Source organism: Streptomyces sp. CB02058 (assembly GCF_001905505.1).
Taxonomy (GTDB): domain Bacteria; phylum Actinomycetota; class Actinomycetes; order Streptomycetales; family Streptomycetaceae; genus Streptomyces.
In genome coordinates, this window is the sequence record NZ_LIPG01000004.1 from 230,784 (window position 1) to 247,197 (window position 16,414).

Consider the following 16,414-nt stretch of genomic DNA (forward strand, 5'->3'; position numbering starts at 1 on the left):
GCATCGATTTACCAGCACTTCCCAGCCATGGCTGGGCCGTCCCCGCTGGATCGATCCACCGACTCCACCTCAAGAGGGGTGTCCCATGGAACTCAACAGACGGTCCGTGCTCACTGCCATCGGCGCGGGCACCGCCGCCGCCGCTCTCGCCGGATGCGGCGGCGGCGCGTCGTCCGCCGGCTCGGCCGACGGCCCCGCCGAGGGCGAGATCACGCTGCTCACGCCGATCTACGAAGGCGCCGACGGGAAGACGCTGTTGGAGCAGAAGATCCTCGGCGGGTTCCGGAAGAAGTATCCGGACGTCAAGGTGAACGTGGACTACACCACGTACGCCCAGCTCAACGAGAAGATCACCACCGGGCTCGCGGGCGGGCTGCTCCCCGACGTGCTGATGATGGGCGTCGGCTGGATACCGCCGTTCGCCGCCAAGCAGGCGATCGCGGAGCTGCCGGAGAAGCTCGCGTCGGCGCACGACTACGAGGAGCGGGTGCTGGAGCCCTCGCGCTACGAGGGCAAGCTCTACGCCCTGCCCGTCGTGCTCGACACCCGCATCGTCGTCTACCGCAAGGACCACTTCGCCGAGGCCGGAATCAGGAAGACGCCGGCCAACTGGGCCGAGCTGCGCGCCGTGGCGAAGCAGCTGACCAAGGGCGGACGCGTCGGTTTCGACCCCTTCTCCATCGATCTGCGCCAGTGCTGGGAGACCTTCCTCTTCGCCAACGGCGGCCAGCTGTTCAGCGCGGACGGCAAGAAGGTGCTGTTCACCGATTCCCGCGGGGTCGAGGCGCTGCAGTTCTTCAAGGACCTGATCAAGGACGGTTCGGCGGACTACGCCAAGAAGACGGACGCCGGGGCCCCTTCGAACGTCCAGACCGGCAAGGCGTCGATGATGATGACGACCAGCGCCCTGTGGGAGCAGGTCAAGGACCAGAACCCCGACCTCATCGAGGACGACAAGCTCGGCTCCTTCGTGCTCGCCAACCGCAGGCCGGCGATGCTCCAGGGCGGCACGCTCGTCACCCAGTCCGCGCGCTCCAAGCACCCGGCGGCGGCCCGCGCGCTCGTCGAGTACCTCGCCACTCCCGACTCGATCCTGGGGGCGGCCGAGCAGCGCGGGTCGGTCCCGGGTCTGCGCGACCTCGACGACACGAGCTACGTCAAGGAGAACCAGTTCGTCGACCTCTCCCTCCAGAACCTCGAGCACGCCGTCTCCGAGGGCGGCACGGCCGCCTGGATGGAGATCCGCGAAAAGATCAAGCCGACGCTGGAGCCCGCGATCGTGGGCGGTCAGTCCGCGAAGGACGCCATCGCGGAGCTCGGCCGTCTCGCCGAGGCCGCCATCGGCCGGATGTGAAAGGCCCGTCACCATGGGAGCGACAACCGTAGTGAAGGCGAGGCCGGCCAGGCCGCCTTCCCCTCCTCAGACCCCGGCGCCGCGGCGTACCCGCCGCGTGCCCACCGGCCCGGGACGCCGTCGGCGCCGGGCGGGCATGCTCATGGTGGCGCCCGCGCTGCTGCACGCCTCGCTGTGGATCGGTCTTCCGGTCGTGGTCTCGGTGGCCCTGGCCTTCACGAAGTACGACGTGCTGACCGCACCGGAGTTCGTGGGTCTGGCCAACTTCCGGGACATGCTGGACGACGCGGTCTTCCGCAAGTCCATCGTCAACACCCTCCTCTACACCTTCTTCACCGTGCCGTTCGGGATGGCGCTGGGCCTGCTGGTGGCCCTCGCCCTGCACACGGGGCTCAAGGCGCGCGGCATCTTCCGGACCGCCGTGTTCCTGCCCCAGGTCACCGCGACCGTCGCGATCGCGCTGGTCTGGCTGTGGATCTACAACCCGGGCAACGGCCTGCTCAACGCACTGCTGGCGTTCCTCGGCATCGACGGCCCCGCGTGGCTGTCCTCGACGACCTGGGCGCTGCCCTCGGTGATCCTCGTCGGCATCTGGCAGGGCATCGGCATGAAGATGCTGATCTATCTGGCCGCGCTGCAGTCGCTGCCGAGGGAGCTCTACGAGGCGGCGTCGGTGGACGGGGCCTCCAAGGTCAGGCAGTTCTTCTCGATCACGCTGCCGCTGCTGAAGCCCGCGACGTTCTTCGTGCTCATCACCTCGATGATCAGCGCGTTCCAGTCGTTCGACCAGATCTACATCCTGACCGACGGCGGCCCCGCCAACAGCACCACGATGATGACGTACGAGATCTACAAGTCCGCCTTCCGGGAATTCCGCGTCGGCTACGCGAGCGCGCAGTCCCTGGTGCTCTTCGTGCTGCTGATGGGCTTCACCCTGGTCAACAAGCGGATCATGGGAGGCACCCGTGGCCACAACTGAGCTGCTGAAGCCGGCTCCCGCGCCGCGTGCACGGACCAGGGTACGGCCCGTGTCCGCCGGCCGGATCGCGCTCTATGCGACGCTGTCCGTCGTCTCCCTGCTGATGGTGGTGCCGTTCGTCTGGATGGTGCTCACCTCGCTGAAGACGCCGGTGGAGATCGCGTCTCAGGACGCCGGGCTCCTCCCCGAGCACTGGCAGTGCGGGAACTACCTGGACGCGCTGAAGGCGGCGCCCTTCGCGACCTACGCGCGCAACAGCTTCATCATCGCGATCAGCCACACCGTGCTCAACGTGCTGATCGCCTCGATGGCCGGGTACGCGCTGGCACGCATCAAGTTCCGCGGCAGCGAGATGATCTTCTATCTCTTTATCGCGGCCCTGATGATCCCCACGTACACCAAGGTGCTCCCGGAGTTCCTGATCGTCCGCTTCATGCCCCTGGCCGGGGGGAACGACATCCTCGGCCAGGGCGGCAGCGGCTGGCTGGACTCCTGGTGGGCCCTCATCGTCCCCGGCGCCGTCACCCCGTTCGCGGTCTTCCTCTTCCGGCAGTTCTACCTGGATCTCCCGGTGGAGCTGGAGGAGGCGGCCCGGCTCGACGGGCTCGGCGAGTTCCGGATCTACGCCCGGATCATGTCGCCGCAGGTCAAGCCCGCCTTCATCACGGTGGCGCTGCTGACCTTCGAATCCTCCTGGAACAACTTCCTCTGGCCGCTGCTGGTGACCCATACGGACAGCCTGCGGGTGATCCAGGTGGGCCTCTCCGTCTTCAAGACGGAGAACGGCACCCAGTGGCACTTCCTCATGGCCGGCACCACGCTCGCCACCCTGCCGATGGTCGTCCTCTTCCTCATCGGCCAGCGCTACTTCGTGCAGGGCTTCGCAACCGCCGGTCTCAAGTGACCGGTTCCGGCCCCTCGCGGGCCGGTCACCGAAAGGGCTTCACCCATGTCTGCTGATCTCAACGGTTCCCGCGCGCTCGTCACGGGGGCGGGGCACGGCATCGGCCGCGCCATCGCCGTCGCCCTGGCCGAGGCCGGTGCCGATGTCGCCGTCCACTACCACTCCTCCGCCGACGAGGCGGCGAAGACCGTCTCCGCCATCGAGGCACTGGGCCGCAGGGCCAAGGCGTTCAGGGCCGACGCGACGCTGTCGGACGAGGTGGACCTGCTGGTCGAGGAGGCCACCGGCTTCCTCGGCGGCCTGGACGTCCTCGTCTGCAACGCGGGACACCTCATCGGCCGCGAGAAGATCGCGGACATGTCCGACGACCACTTCGAGCGGGTCGTCTCCACCAATCTGACCTCCGCCTTCAGGACCGTGCGGGCCGCCCTGCCCCACCTGACGCAGTCGTCCGCCGGACGGATCATCACGATGTCCTCGCTGGCCGCGCACAACGGCGGCGGCCCCGGCTCGGTGGCCTACGCCGCCGCCAAGGCGGGTGTGCGGGGCTTCACCAAGGGCCTGGCGAAGGAGCTCGCGGGCACGGGCATCACGGTCAACACCGTCGCTCCCGGCTTCATCAAGGGCACCGCCTTCCACGACACGTTCACCGCCGCCCCCGCGCAGGAGGCGATGGAGGCCGGCATCCCGGTCGGCCGGGCGGGCACGCCCGAGGACGTCGCACACGCCGTCGTCCACCTGGCTTCGCCCGCCTCCGGGTTCCTCACCGCCACCACGGTGGACATCGACGGTGGCGTATGGCCGCGTTGAGGCGCATCCCCCGGGATCGGGGCGGCTGGTGGCACGCGTACGTCTGCCCGGCGCACGGGGTGGAGCTCGACCACGGCGACGTGCTCGCCGGGGTCTTCCCGGAGGGCGGGGCGCGGTGCGCCCACGGCTGCCGGGTGGACACCCCGGCGGTGCGCGGCGCGTGGGTGGTGCTGTCGCACCAGGCGTGGGCCCGGCATCTGCGAGTGCTGGCCCACCGTGGCGAGCGGGCCGAGGCGGTGGCGCGGCTCACCGAGTACGCCGGTCTGTACGCGTCGCTCGCCACGGAGCGGCACGGCGAGGCGCAGGGCTGGATGCTGCGCGGCCGGCTCTTCCACCAGGCGCTGACCGACGCGATCTGGGCGGTGAACATCGGGCACGCCGTGATCACGCTGGCCGAGGACGGCACGGACGGCCTGGCGCCGCTCCTGCCCCTGCTGGACGAGCTGGAGCAGGCGGCGGCCGAGGCCCGCGGGGTCCTGACCGGCCGGGGCGACCTGGCGTCCAACTACACGGCCTGGCTGAACGCCGCGGGGGCTTCCGCGAGCCGGGCGGCCTCGGCCGCCCGGGGCCTGGAGTGGGACGGCGCGAAGCAGTGGCTGGAGGGTGGGTCCGGGCTGTACGCCCACCTGCGGGTCGCGGTCGCCGAGGACGGCTGGGAGTGGGAGGGCAGCACCTACTACCACGGCTTCGTGCTGCGGGCGGCGCTGCTGGCGCTGCGCTCCGCCGATCCGGCCGCGATCCCCGCGGACGTGGCCGGGGTGCTGGCCGGGATGACGGACGTACTGGCAGCCGTCGCGACTCCCGGCGGTGTGCTGCCCGCGTTGCACGACGGCCCGTACCTCAGGAATCCACTCGCCCTGGAGTGGCTCGAACTGGTCGCGCTGGCACAGCAGTTGGTGCCCTCTGACCGGCTGGAAGCGGTGGCGGAGCGGGCCCGGGCCGAGCTGGGTGCCCACGACGACGGGCTGGACCGCGAGCTGTCCGGATGGTTCGCGGGGCCGCCGCTGCCCCGGCGCCCGGCACCGGACGCGGTCACCGTGTTCCCGGTGGCCGGTTACGGGGTGGTGCGGACGGCCGGCATCCACGCCCTGCTGGACTACGGCCCGCACGGCGGCTCGCACGGGCACCGCGACAAGCTGTCGCTGTATCTGTACGGGGACACCACGCCCTGGCAGCCCGATCCCGGCCAGGTGCCGTACGCGCACGCGGAGTTCAGGGAGCTGTACGCCTCGTCCGAGGCGCATCCCGCGTTCCGGGTGGAGGGCGCGGAGCAGGCCGAGTGCGCGGGCGTGCTCCTGGCCTCGGACGCCGTCTCGGTGACCGCGGAGGTCACCACCGCGTACGAGGGTGTCCGCGCGGTGCGCAGGGTGGTGGCGGGCGACTGCTGCCTGGTGGATCTGCTGACCGTGACGGGCCGTGAGGCGCGGCGCGTCACGGCCCAGCTGCGCCCGGGGACCGCCCTGGACATCCAGCAGCAGGCCGCGGGTCCGGTGCGCACCACGTGGTACGGCGACGAGACCCTGCACGGCTGGCACACGCACACCCCGGGGGCGGACGTGCGTCCGTTCTCGCGGCCGGGTCCGGGCCCCGCAGACGACCCTCAGCGCACGCGTACCCGGGTCGACTTCAGCGCCGAGGCGGAGCGGATCACCTTCGCCTCGGTGTACCAGGCGGCGTCCGCGGGTCCCGCGGTGACCGGTGTGCGGATCGACGGCGAGGAGCTGACGGTGGAACTGGCGGACGGTACGGTCACGCGCTTCGGAACGGGGAGCTGACCCGTGCTCCTCTCCGCGACCGCACCGCCGGGCCCCCGCCCCGCACAGGAGCTCCGGCTGCGGGAGGAGGCCGCCCGCCACCGCGGCCTCACCCCGCCCCGCACCCATCCCCTGGCCAGCATCACCTGGCTCGGGCCCGCGGCCTCCAACCCCGCGCTGGCGTACCGCACCACGGGTGACCGCGCGCATCTGGACGAGAGCCGGCGCTGGATCGAGGCCGCGGTACGGCTGCCGCACTGGGGCCGGGCCCATATGCCTGACCACGATCTGGACGCGGGCTGGCTGCTGCACCACCTCTCGCTCGCCCACCGGTGGATCGGTGACGACCTCCCGGACGAGGTGAGGGCGCTGCTGCGGTACAAGCTGCTGCTCCAGGGCCGCCGGATGTACGAGTTCGCGGTGGCGAGCGAGGGCAGCTGGTGGTCGTCCTCGTACTGGCAGAACCACAACTGGATCTGCTACGCCGGTCTGGCGACGGCGGGCTACGTGCTGGGCAAGGAGGAGTGGACCGACCGGGCCAGGGACAACCTCGGCACGGTCCTGGACCTGATGCCGCCGGACGGTTCGCACGCCGAGGGCGTCGTGTACTGGCGCTACGGTGTGCCGTTCCTGGCGATCCATCTGGATCTGCTCCAGGAGGCCGAGGGCATCGACTGGTGGGGGCGCGGCGGCTTCCTCTCCTCCACGTTCCGCTACCGGCTCCACCAGACCGCGCCCGGCTTCGCCTTCAACGTCGACCACGGAGACTGCCACGACCGGCGCAGCGGCCACAGCGCCGGGCTGTACTACCGGCTCGCGGCCCAGTACGGCATTCCGGAGGCCCAGTGGATGGGCGATCTGGCCTCGGGCGAACTGCTGTGGCAGGAGGCCGCGGAGAGCGGGGTGCGGCCGGGAATCCTGCCGGAGGCGTATCTGGAGTACCTCTGGTACGACCCGTCGGTGGCGGCGGCGCGCCCTTCGGAGACCCATGCCTACTTCCCGGACCTCGGGCTGCTCACGGCCCGTACCGGCTGGGACGACGACGCCACGCTGGTGTCGTTCAAGGCGAGTCCGGGCGGCGGCCGTACGGCGTGGGAGACCTCGGCGAAGCACCGGGCGGAGCTGGGCTGGGAGACCCTGAACCAGGGGCACCACCATCCCGACTCCGGGTCGTTCGTGCTGGTGTCGCAGGGTGCCTTCCTCGCCGTGGACGAGGGCTACAGCAACCGCAAGCGCGCCGCGCACCACAACCTGCTGCTGGTGGACGGGCAGGGTTACGCGGACGAGGACCGGTACCACGTCTACCAGGGCATCCCGTACGAGCGTCAGGCCGGGCAGCGCGACGTACTCGTGGACGGTGAGGGCGGCTGGGCGCACGCCACCGCGGAGATCGCCGCGATGTACGATCCCGCGCTCGGCGTGCGGCGCCTGGACCGGACCCTGGTGTCCACGCCGTCCGGACGGCTCGTCCTGCTCGACCTGGCAGAGGCGCGGGAGGAGCGCGCGTGGACGTTCCTGCTCCAGACCGACCGGCCGACGGAACCGCTGCCCGACGGATCGAGGCTGATCAGGTCGGGGGCGGCCACCGCCCTCGTGCGGCGGTTCGCACCGCCCGGCGGGCCGGCCGTCGGCGAGAGCGCCGGAGTCACCGAGGTCGAGGCCAATCCGACCTCCAGCACGCCCGGACTGCGCCTGACCCGCACGCTGCACACCCTGCGGGCGACGACCCAGCCGGTCCGTGACGCTGCTTTCCTGACCGCGATCGCCCCGGGCGGTACGCCGGGCGGCGAACGGCTGCCGTGCGAGCAGGGCCACGGGGTCGCCTTCGCGGAGGCCGGGGAGACCGTGCTGCTCTCCCCCGTCGCCCGCCGCATCCGTCACGAAGCGGTCGACGCGGACGCCGCCGCCGTGCTGCTCGGCGCCGACGGCACACCGTACGTGGTGCGCTGCACGCGGCTGGAGCTCGGCGGGCGCGTGCTCCTCGACACGGCGGAGCCCTACACGGGAAAGGTCGGCTGACCATGCAGGCAATCCTTCCGTCCGGCGGGGCGACGCTGCTGCGCCGTCTGGAGTTCATCGCCTTCCCGGCCGCCGCGGGGGCCGCGTGCAGCGTGCTGTCCCTGGGCGTCGTGACCTGGCTGCCCGCGCTCGCGGCGATGGGTCACGCGCTGCAGCTCTGGCGCCGGGACGGGGACAGCCGGGTCTTCGCCAACACCTTCGCCCAGTTCCCCCGCTACTGGCGGGTCCTGTGGCGGCACGGGCTGCTGTCCACGGCGGCGGCGATCGTCCTCGTCGCGAACATCGCGTATCTGCTCGGCCGTTCCGAGCCCTGGACCTTCGTGCTGCTCGCCGCCCAGGCGGGCATCGGGGCCGCGTTCGTCATCCACCACGTCGCCCTCGCAGCCGAGGCCGGACGGACCTGTGAGGGGTCGGTCCGAGCCTGGTCGGCGGGCGCGCTGGCGCTCGGCTTCGGCTCCCCGGCCAGGGGCACGGCGCTGCTCGGCGCCGTGGTCTCCGCCGTACTGCTCTCCCTCGTCGTACCGCTGGGCCCGCTGCTCCTGGGCCCCAGCGTTCCCGTACTGCTCGCACTGTCCTTCGCCGATCCCAGGAGGCACACCTCATGAGCCGTTTACTGCGTTCCGCCCTTGTCGCCGCGCTCGCCGCCGGCACCCCGCTGCTGCTCTCCCCGCCGTCCTCGGCCGCCGTGACGGCCACCGCGTACTACGTCTCGCCGTCCGGTGCCGACACCAACTCCGGTACGTCGGCGGGGGCGCCGCTCGCGACGATCCAGAAGGCCCTGGACCTGGCCCCCACCGGCTCGGTGGTGAACCTCGCGGCCGGCACGTACCGCCAGGACGTGGTCACCACGCGCTCCGGGGTCACGATCACGGGTCCCTCGAACGCCGTGGTGAAGGGCGCGGGCGACAGCCGCGTCATCCAGGTGCGGCACGACTCGACGACCCTGAGCGGCTTCACCGTCGACGGGCTGCACGGCTCGGCAGCCGACGTGTCCGGCTACCGCCTCAAGCTCGTCTACGTGATGAGCACGACCCCGGGGAACGGGGTGGGCGCCCTGCGCATCACCGGGATGACGCTCAAGAACGCGGCTGACGAATGCCTGCGGCTGCGCTATCTGGTCACCGGTGCTGAGGTGGACGACAACACCATCACGGACTGCGGGGTCGCCGACTTCAAGTTCGGCGGAGGCGGCAAGAACGGCGAGGGGATCTACCTCGGCACGGCGCCCGAGCAGCAGGGCGCGAACGGCGCCCCGGACGCGGCGGCCGACGTCAGCAGGAACAACCGGATCCACCACAACACCATCGTCACCCGGGGCAACGAGTGCGTGGACGTGAAGGAGAACTCCACGAACAACTACGTCGAGTACAACGACTGCAGCGGCCAGAAGGACTCCAGCTCGGGCGGGCTCGACGCACGCGGCAGCGGCAACATCTTCCGTTACAACACCGTGCACGACAACGTGGGCGCGGGTGTCCGGCTCGGCGGTGACACCGCGGCCGACGGCATCGACACGAGTGTCTACGGGAACACCATCACCTCGAACGCGGGCGGCGGGATCAAGTTCATGCGGACCCCGCAGGGACCGGTGTGCACGAACACCATGAGCGGCAACACCGGCGGCGACGCGGTCGGCACCTACGCGAGCGAGTACGACCCGACAGGGACGTGCCCGCAGTGACCGTCAGGGGGCCCGCGAGACGCGGGGTACTGACGGCGGCCGCCGCGGGTGTGGCGGTGGTGGCCGCGGCGCCCGCCGCCCGTGCGGCGGGGGCCGGGGAGTCCGGCGGGACCGGGCGCGCCGGTTCGTGGACGACGTCCTGGGCCACCGCTCAGACCGCGCCGACCGCGACGGACACCGTGGCCTCGGCCGGGCTGACCGACGGGGTGGTCTCGGCGACCGTGCGCCTGTCGGCCGGGGGCGGGGTGCGGCTGCGGTACGGGAACGCCTTCGGCACCGTGCCGGTCATGATCGGTCCGGTGACCGCGGGCGGGCGTGCCGTGACGTTCGGCGGGCGGCGGCAGGCGTGGCTGGCCGCGGGCGCCTCGCTCATCAGCGACCCGGTCGGCGGGCTGCGCGTGCCCGAGGCGTCGGCGCTCACGGTGGAGACCCGACTGCCCGGGCCCACCGGGCCGCTGTCATTCCACCGCAACACGCATGCCTCGCACAGCGTCGACGGGGTACGCACGGCCTCGGTGTTCCTCCTGACCGGTGTCGAGGTCAGCGGTGCGTACGGGCCGTCCGTGGCCGTGCTCGGCGACTCGATCACGGAGGGCGTCGGCACGCCCGACGACGCCGATCTTCGCTGGCCCGACCAGCTGGCGCGGCGCCTCCCCGGATCGGCGGTCGCCAATCTCGGCATCAGCGGCAACAGGCTGCTGCTGGACGACGCCCGGTTCGGGCCCGGCGGCCAGGCCCGGTTCGACCGGGACGTCCTCACGCTGCCGGGACTGGGCACCGTGCTGGTCCAGCTGGGCGTCAACGACCTCCAGCAGCCCCCGTCCCAGACGGACCCCGCGCGCGTCCTGGCCGGCTTCCGCCAGCTGGTGCTGCGGGCCCGGAGCGCGGGGCTGCGGATCGTCGGCTCCACCGTCACCCCGTTCGAGGGCTGGACCCGCTGGACACCGGAGCTCGAAGAGGTGCGGCAGCAGATCAACCGCGCGGTGCGCACCGGGCGGCTGTTCGACGCGGTCGCCGACTTCGACGCCGCGCTGCGCGACCCCGCCCGCCCGTCGCGGCTGCTTCCCACGCTCGACAGCGGCGACGGCCTGCACCCCAATCCCTCCGGTCACGCCGCGCTCGCCGCGGCCGTCGACCGCCGAATACTGCTGTGAGGACCCGACCCATGAACCCAGCAAAGGGCGCCACGCGCCGCACGGTCCTGGCCGGAGCGGCGGCCCTCGGCGCGGCCGTGACCCTTCCCCTGAGCCTCACCCCCACGGCCGCGTACGCCGCGGCCGGGGACGCCGCCGCGCTGCGCGGCCGCTGGCACACCCTGCTGACCGGAGGCGCCGGCCTCGATCCGTCCGACGAGCGGATAGCCGCGGCGGTCGCCCGGACCGGCCGGGCCGCGACGACGGCGGCCAAGGGCCTCGACCCGTCCCGCACCGACGGGCTGTTCGCGGATCTGACCAGCACGGCGCTCTCCAACCACGTCACCACGTCGTTCAAGCGCCTCGCCACGATCGCGACCGCGTGGGCCGTCCCCGGCACCCCGCAGCACGGCGACACCACCCTGCGCGACCTGCTGCTCGCGGGCGTCGACTGGATGCTGACGAACCGTTACGGCCCCGGCCACACCCGGTTCGACAACGACTGGGACTGGGAGATCGGCTCGGCGCTCGCGCTGAACGACGCGGCCGTGCTGCTGTACGACGAGCTCGGTGCGGAGCGGCTGGGCCGGATCACCGAGGCGGTGCGGCACTACACACCCGATCCGAACCTGTGGCGCGCGGACCGCCAGATCGCGACCGGAGCCAACCGTGTGTGGGTCTCCACCGTGGTCGCCGTCAACGCGGTGCTGCGGGACGACGGAGACTCCCTGGCGCGGGTCCGTGACGCTCTTTCGGACGTCGAGGGTTCGGGTGCCAACAGCGTCCTGGCGTTCAACGACCGTACGGACGGCACGGCGGGCACCGGCGAGGGCTTCTACTCCGACGGCTCGTTCCTCCAGCACTACAAGCACCCGTACAACGGCGGCTACGGCAAGGAGCTGCTCAACAGCCTCTCCCGGCTGCTGAATCTGCTCGCCGGCACCGAGTGGAGGGTCACCGACCCCGATCTCGACAACGTCCGCAGCTGGGTCGTCGACGGCTTCGACCCGCTGCTGGCGCGTGGCGACGTGATGGCGTCGGTGTGCGGACGCGAGATCGCCCGCCCCAGCAAGCAGGGCCACGCCTCCGCGCAGACGGTCATCGAGGCGGTCCTGCGGCTCATCCCCGGCTTCCCGGGCGACACGGCCGACGAGTTCACCGCGCTGGTCAAGCAGTGGATCGCCGAGGACACCTACCGGGACTTCCTCGCGGTCACCGACCCGGCGTCACTGGTCGCCGCCCTGGGGATCATCGGCTCCGCCGTCCCCGCGCGCGGGCCGCTGGTCGCCCACAAGCAGCACCCCCGCATGGACAAGGCGGCGCACCACCGGCCCTCGTTCGCCCTGGGCATCTCGGCGTACTCCAGCCGGATCTACAACTACGAGTCGATCCAGAACGAGAATCTGCACGGCTGGCACCTCTCCGACGGCATGGTGCAGCTGTACACCGGTGACCTCGGGCACTACAGCGAGGACTACTGGCCCACCGTCGACCCCGCCAGGCTGCCGGGCACCACGGTCGTGGCCGGACGCCCGGCGGACGCCGCGGGGCAGCGCACGACGAGCACCGCGGACTGGGCGGGCGGCACGGCTCTGCCGGGCACGACGCTCGGCGCGTACGGCATGGAGCTGCGGGCGTACGGGAGCACGCTGCACGGCCTCAAGAGCTGGTTCTGCCTCGACGACGTGATCGCGTGCGTCGGCTCCGGGATCGGCGCGGAGTCGGGGACGGTGGAGACCGTCGTCGAGAACCGCAAGCTGAGCGATCCGGCCGCGGCACTGCTGGTCGACGGCAGTCCGGCGCCCACCGGCACGGACTGGTCGGCGGAGCTCGGCACGGTCCGCTGGGTGCACCTGGAGGGGACCGGGGGATACGTCTTCCCCGAGCCCACCGCGCTGCGCGGGCTGCGCGAGGAGCGCACGGCGACCTGGCGGGAGATCAACCTCAAGTACGGCACGGACACTCCCGTCACCCGCCCGTATCTGACGCTGTGGCAGGACCACGGGGCGGCTCCGGCCGGGGCCGGCTACTTCTGGCTCCAGGCCCCGGCGGCCTCGGTGGCGCGGACCCGCCGGTGGTCCGCCGCGCCCCCGGTGGAGCTCGTGGCCCGCTCGACGGCGGTGCACGCCGTGCGCCGCGCGGCGGACGGGCTGCTCGCCGCGAACTTCTGGGCGGCCGGCACCGCGCAGGAGCTGACCTGTGACGGACCCGCGTCGGTGCTGGTGCGCAACGAGGGCAGGACGCTCACCGTGGCCCTGTCCGACCCGACGCAGCTGCGGCCGTCGGTGGTGCTCGACCTGGCCAGGCCCGGTCTCACGGTCGCCGCCGCGGACCCGGGCATCCGCGCCACCGCCACGCGGCGGGGCCTGCGGATCACCGCCGACACGTCCGGTCTGCACGGCGCGACCCTCAACCTCACCCTGAAGAGGAGCTAGACCCTTGCTGTTCGACATGCCCCTGGAGCGGCTGCGGGAGTACCGGCCGGAGCCCGAGGAGCCCGCCGACTTCGACGCGTTCTGGGAGAAGACCCTCACGGAGACGGCACGCCACGGCCTGGACGCCTCCTTCGTCCCGTACGACGCCGGGTTCGCGACGGTGGACGTCTTCGACGTGACGTTCGCCGGCTGGGGCGGGCAGCCGGTGAAGGCCTGGCTGATGCTCCCGCGTGTCCGCTCCGGCCCGCTGCCGGCGGTGGTCCAGTACATCGGCTACAACGGCGGCCGCGGCATCCCGTACTCCTGGCTGACCTGGAGCGCGCTCGGCTACGCGCATCTGGTCATGGACAACCGCGGCCAGGGCGGCGGCGGCAAGAACACCGCGGACACCCCGGACATCGGCCCGGACGGCCACGGCTCCTCCTCCCCCGGGTTCCTCACCCGGGGCATCGAGGACCCCTACCGGCACTACTACCGGCGCCTCATCACCGACGCGGTGCGCGCGGTCGACGCGGTGCGGGCCCACGAGGCGGTGGATCCCTCGCGGGTCGCGGTCCTCGGCGGCAGCCAGGGAGGCGGGCTCGCGCTCGCCGTGGCCGGGCTGCGCGACGACGTGGCGGCGGCCGTCGCCGATGTGCCGTTCCTCTGCCACTTCCGGCGTGCCTCGCAGATCACGGACTCGGGCCCGTACGCGGAGATCGCCCGCTGGCTGTCCGGGCACCGCTTCCGGATCGAGGAGGCGATGGAGACCCTCTCGTACTTCGACGGGGTCAACTTCGCGGCGCGGGCCACGGCCCCGGCCTGGCTCTCGGTGGGGCTGATGGACCGGGTCTGCCCGTCCTCGACCGTGTTCGCGGCGTACCACGCCTACGCGGGCCCGGCCGAGCTGGAGGTGTTCACGTACAACGGCCACGAGGGCGGCGCGGAGTACGACCTGCCGCGCAAGCTCGAGGCGCTGCGCGGGGTGTTCGGGCAGTAGGGGCGGCGGTCACCGGCCCAGCGCCGCCATGGCGGCGTTGTGGCCGGGCACCCCGCTGACCCCGCCCCCGCGCACCGCGCCGGCCCCGCAGAGCAGCACGTTGGCGTGGGCGGTCTCCACGCCCCAGCGGCCCGTGTCACCGGTGGCGTACGGGAAGGAGAGGTCGCGGTGGAAGATGTGGCCGCCGGGCAGCCCGATCTCGCGCTCCAGGTCGAGGGGTGTCTTCGCCTCGATGCACGGCCTGCCGTGGGCGTCGAGGGCGAGGCAGTCGGCGAGCGGCTCGTCGAGATGGGCGTCGAGCTGGGCCAGGGTGGCGTCGAGCAGGGCGGCGCGCGTGCCGTCGTTGTCCGCCGCGAAGAGCCGGGCGGGGGTGTGCAGTCCGAAGAGCGTGAGGGTCTGGTAGCCACGTGCAGCGAGGTCCGGGCCGAGGATCGACGGGTCGGTCAGCGAGTGGCAGTAGATCTCGGAGGGCGGCGCGCCGGGCAGCCGCCCGGCCGCCGCTTCCCGGTGGGCGGTGGCCAGTTGCCCGTACCCCTCGGCGATGTGGAAGGTCCCGGCGAACGCCCGGCGCGGGTCGACCGTGCGGTCCCGCAGCCCGGGCAGCCGGGTGAGCAGCATGTTCACCTTCAGCTGGGCGCCTTCGGCCGGGGCGGGCGGCTCCTCTCCGAGGAGCGTGGCCAGGGCCTGCGGCGACGCGTTGACCAGGACCCGTCGTGCGCCGACGACGTGCTCGCCGCCGGGTGAACGGACGGTGACCTCGGCCCGGGTTCCGTCCGTCTCGACGCGGGTCGCCTCGTGCAGGACGCGGATCTCGGCGCCGGCGGCGCGGGCCGCGCCGGCCAGTGCGTCGGTGAGCGCACCCATGCCGCCGACCGGCACGTCCCAGTCGCCCGTGGAGTTGCCGATCACGTGGTACAGGAAACAGCGGTTCTGGAGCAGGGACGGGTCGTGGGCGTCGGCGAAGGTGCCGATCAGCGCGTCGGTGAGCACCACTCCGCGGACGAGGTCGTCGGCGAAGTTCTCCTCGACGGCGACGCCGATGGGTTCCTCGAACAGCGTCCGCCAGGCGTCCGCGTCGTCGATGCGCGTCCGCAGGGCCTCGCGCTCCGGAAGGGGTTCGGTGAGCGTCGGGAAGACCCGTTCGGCGACCCGCCTCGTCATCGCGTAGAAGCGCTGCCAGGCGTCGTACTCGCGGTCGTCGCCGGTGAGCGCGGCGAAGGAGTCGCGGGTGCCGTCGCCGCCGACGAGCAGTCCGGTGTGCCTGCCGCCGCGCACGGCCGGGGTGTAGGAGGAGACGGTGCGCTTGCGTACGGCGAAGTCGAGGCCGAGCTCCCCGACGATCTTCTCCGGGAGCAGCGAGACGAGGTAGGAGTAGCGGGACAGCCGGGCGTCGACCCCGTCGAAGGGGCGCGTCGACACGGCGGCTCCTCCGGTGCCCGGGAGCCGTTCCAGGACGAGGACGGACCGGCCGGCGCGGGCGAGGTAGGCGGCGGCGACCAGGCCGTTGTGGCCGCCGCCGACGATCACCGCGTCGTAGTGGGAGCGGGCGGGTGTGCCGGGTGAGGCCGTCTCGTCAGCGGGCATGGCCCCTTCGTAGCACGGGATGATCGTCCCTGGACAGGGGTACCGCTCCGTGGCGGACGGGCGGGGCCGCCGAAAAGCGATGGGCCCTCGGTGGGGCGCTGTGGCAGGGTGCTGGCCCGGACCACGTCCTTCCGCGCCCGTCAGGAGAGTTCATGGACACGCCCGCACGTCTGATCCCGTTGCTGGAGCAGTTCGACTGGGCGTGCGAACGCCTCACCAACCGGTTGGCGGGTCCCTTCGTGGACAGCGGCAACGGCACGGACGTGGCGGCCCCCGCGCTGACCGACGAGGAGTATCTGTGGGAGCCGGTGCCGGGCTGCTGGTCGGTCCGCCGGCACGCCGCGGGGCCCGGGCAGGGCGCGACCGTCCTGACGGGCGCGGGCGAGTGGGGACGCGACACGGCGCCCTTCCCGCATCCCTCGCCGCCGCCGTTCACCACGCTGGCGTGGCGTCTGAGCCATCTGAGCGAGCTGCTGGTCCTGCGCGCCGACCACACGGCGGGGAACCACACCATGACCCGGGACGCGTACCACGTGCGCGGGGACGCGGCGGGTGCCCTCGCGGACTTCGGCGCCTCGGCGGCCGCCTGGCGCGCGGCGCTGCTGGGAGCCGACGACGCGGCGCTGGACACGGTCGGGCACAGCACCTACCCGTACGGCAGCGACCCCGAGGACCCCTTCCTGGACACCGTGTGGTGGGTCAACCAGGAGGTGCTGCACCACGGGGCGGAGATCGCGCTGCTGCGCGACCTCTATCGCGTACGGGGCGGCCTGGCCTGAGGC

13 protein-coding genes are annotated in these 16,414 nt (G+C 72.4%); 12 read left to right on the top strand and 1 reads right to left on the bottom strand.

Annotated features, from left to right (window positions below; all coding sequences use genetic code 11):
• Positions 1 to 85 precede the first annotated feature (85 nt).
• The 11 genes from AMK10_RS21670 to AMK10_RS21720 all read left to right on the top strand — a co-directional run bounded on the left by AMK10_RS21670 (position 86) and on the right by AMK10_RS21720 (position 14,048).
• Positions 86 to 1,354, top strand: coding sequence for an ABC transporter substrate-binding protein (locus tag AMK10_RS21670; protein WP_073749560.1), 1,269 nt, complete (start codon positions 86 to 88; stop codon positions 1,352 to 1,354).
• A 97-nt stretch (positions 1,355 to 1,451) separates the two neighbouring features.
• A complete protein-coding gene (locus tag AMK10_RS21675; RefSeq protein WP_241839624.1) occupies positions 1,452 to 2,333 on the top strand; it encodes a carbohydrate ABC transporter permease in 882 nt (293 codons plus the stop codon).
• A 49-nt stretch (positions 2,334 to 2,382) separates the two neighbouring features.
• On the top strand, positions 2,383 to 3,237 hold the full coding sequence (locus AMK10_RS21680) for a carbohydrate ABC transporter permease (protein WP_241839625.1): 855 nt from the start codon (positions 2,383 to 2,385) through the stop codon (positions 3,235 to 3,237).
• A gap of 45 nt (positions 3,238 to 3,282) precedes the next feature.
• The gene (locus AMK10_RS21685) at positions 3,283 to 4,047 is read left to right on the top strand and encodes an SDR family NAD(P)-dependent oxidoreductase (RefSeq protein ID WP_073749563.1); all 765 of its coding nucleotides are present in this window, start codon (positions 3,283 to 3,285) and stop codon (positions 4,045 to 4,047) included.
• Positions 4,035 to 5,822: a heparinase II/III domain-containing protein gene (locus AMK10_RS21690; protein WP_198959762.1), complete on the top strand. Its 1,788-nt coding sequence runs from the start codon at positions 4,035 to 4,037 to the stop codon at positions 5,820 to 5,822. Before AMK10_RS21685 ends, AMK10_RS21690 begins: the two co-directional genes overlap by 13 nt.
• Positions 5,823 to 5,825: 3 nt before the next feature.
• Positions 5,826 to 7,820 carry a hypothetical protein gene (locus tag AMK10_RS21695; RefSeq protein WP_073749564.1) on the top strand — a complete coding sequence of 665 codons (1,995 nt, stop codon included), beginning with the start codon at positions 5,826 to 5,828 and terminating at the stop codon, positions 7,818 to 7,820.
• Between the two features lie 2 nt (positions 7,821 to 7,822).
• Positions 7,823 to 8,425 (top strand): DUF624 domain-containing protein, encoded by a 603-nt coding sequence (locus AMK10_RS21700; RefSeq protein WP_073749565.1) that lies wholly within the window; start codon positions 7,823 to 7,825, stop codon positions 8,423 to 8,425.
• Positions 8,422 to 9,501 (top strand): DUF1565 domain-containing protein, encoded by a 1,080-nt coding sequence (locus AMK10_RS21705; RefSeq protein ID WP_073749566.1) that lies wholly within the window; start codon positions 8,422 to 8,424, stop codon positions 9,499 to 9,501. The genes AMK10_RS21700 and AMK10_RS21705 overlap by 4 nt, the downstream gene beginning before the upstream one ends.
• Complete coding sequence (locus AMK10_RS21710; protein ID WP_073749567.1) at positions 9,498 to 10,655, top strand: SGNH/GDSL hydrolase family protein; 1,158 nt, start codon at positions 9,498 to 9,500, stop codon at positions 10,653 to 10,655. Before AMK10_RS21705 ends, AMK10_RS21710 begins: the two co-directional genes overlap by 4 nt.
• An 11-nt stretch (positions 10,656 to 10,666) precedes the next feature.
• Complete coding sequence (locus tag AMK10_RS21715) at positions 10,667 to 13,069, top strand: polysaccharide lyase 8 family protein (RefSeq protein ID WP_073749568.1); 2,403 nt, start codon at positions 10,667 to 10,669, stop codon at positions 13,067 to 13,069.
• Positions 13,070 to 13,073: 4 nt separating this feature from the next.
• On the top strand, positions 13,074 to 14,048 hold the full coding sequence (locus tag AMK10_RS21720) for an acetylxylan esterase (protein WP_079180818.1): 975 nt from the start codon (positions 13,074 to 13,076) through the stop codon (positions 14,046 to 14,048).
• Between the two features lie 9 nt (positions 14,049 to 14,057).
• Here the strand turns inward: AMK10_RS21720 and AMK10_RS21725 are convergent, their stop codons facing one another.
• The gene (locus AMK10_RS21725) at positions 14,058 to 15,632 is read right to left on the bottom strand and encodes a phytoene desaturase family protein (protein WP_073749569.1); all 1,575 of its coding nucleotides are present in this window, start codon (positions 15,630 to 15,632) and stop codon (positions 14,058 to 14,060) included.
• 152 nt (positions 15,633 to 15,784) lie between these two features.
• Here AMK10_RS21725 and AMK10_RS21730 point away from each other — a divergent pair, with 152 nt between their 5' ends.
• Complete coding sequence (locus AMK10_RS21730; RefSeq protein WP_073749570.1) at positions 15,785 to 16,411, top strand: DinB family protein; 627 nt, start codon at positions 15,785 to 15,787, stop codon at positions 16,409 to 16,411.
• The last annotated feature ends 3 nt before the right edge of the window (positions 16,412 to 16,414 follow it).

Excerpts from the sequence above, each read along its gene's own strand:
- AMK10_RS21670 (WP_073749560.1), top strand. The coding sequence starts at position 86 with ATGGAACTCAACAGACGGTCCGTGCTCACTGCCATCGGCGCGGGCACC.
- AMK10_RS21685 (WP_073749563.1), top strand. The coding sequence starts at position 3,283 with ATGTCTGCTGATCTCAACGGTTCCCGCGCGCTCGTCACGGGGGCGGGG.
- AMK10_RS21690 (WP_198959762.1), top strand. The coding sequence starts at position 4,035 with ATGGCCGCGTTGAGGCGCATCCCCCGGGATCGGGGCGGCTGGTGGCAC.
- AMK10_RS21700 (WP_073749565.1), top strand. The coding sequence starts at position 7,823 with ATGCAGGCAATCCTTCCGTCCGGCGGGGCGACGCTGCTGCGCCGTCTG.
- AMK10_RS21705 (WP_073749566.1), top strand. The coding sequence starts at position 8,422 with ATGAGCCGTTTACTGCGTTCCGCCCTTGTCGCCGCGCTCGCCGCCGGC.
- AMK10_RS21715 (WP_073749568.1), top strand. The coding sequence starts at position 10,667 with ATGAACCCAGCAAAGGGCGCCACGCGCCGCACGGTCCTGGCCGGAGCG.
- AMK10_RS21725 (WP_073749569.1), bottom strand. The coding sequence starts at position 15,632 with ATGCCCGCTGACGAGACGGCCTCACCCGGCACACCCGCCCGCTCCCAC.
- AMK10_RS21730 (WP_073749570.1), top strand. The coding sequence starts at position 15,785 with ATGGACACGCCCGCACGTCTGATCCCGTTGCTGGAGCAGTTCGACTGG.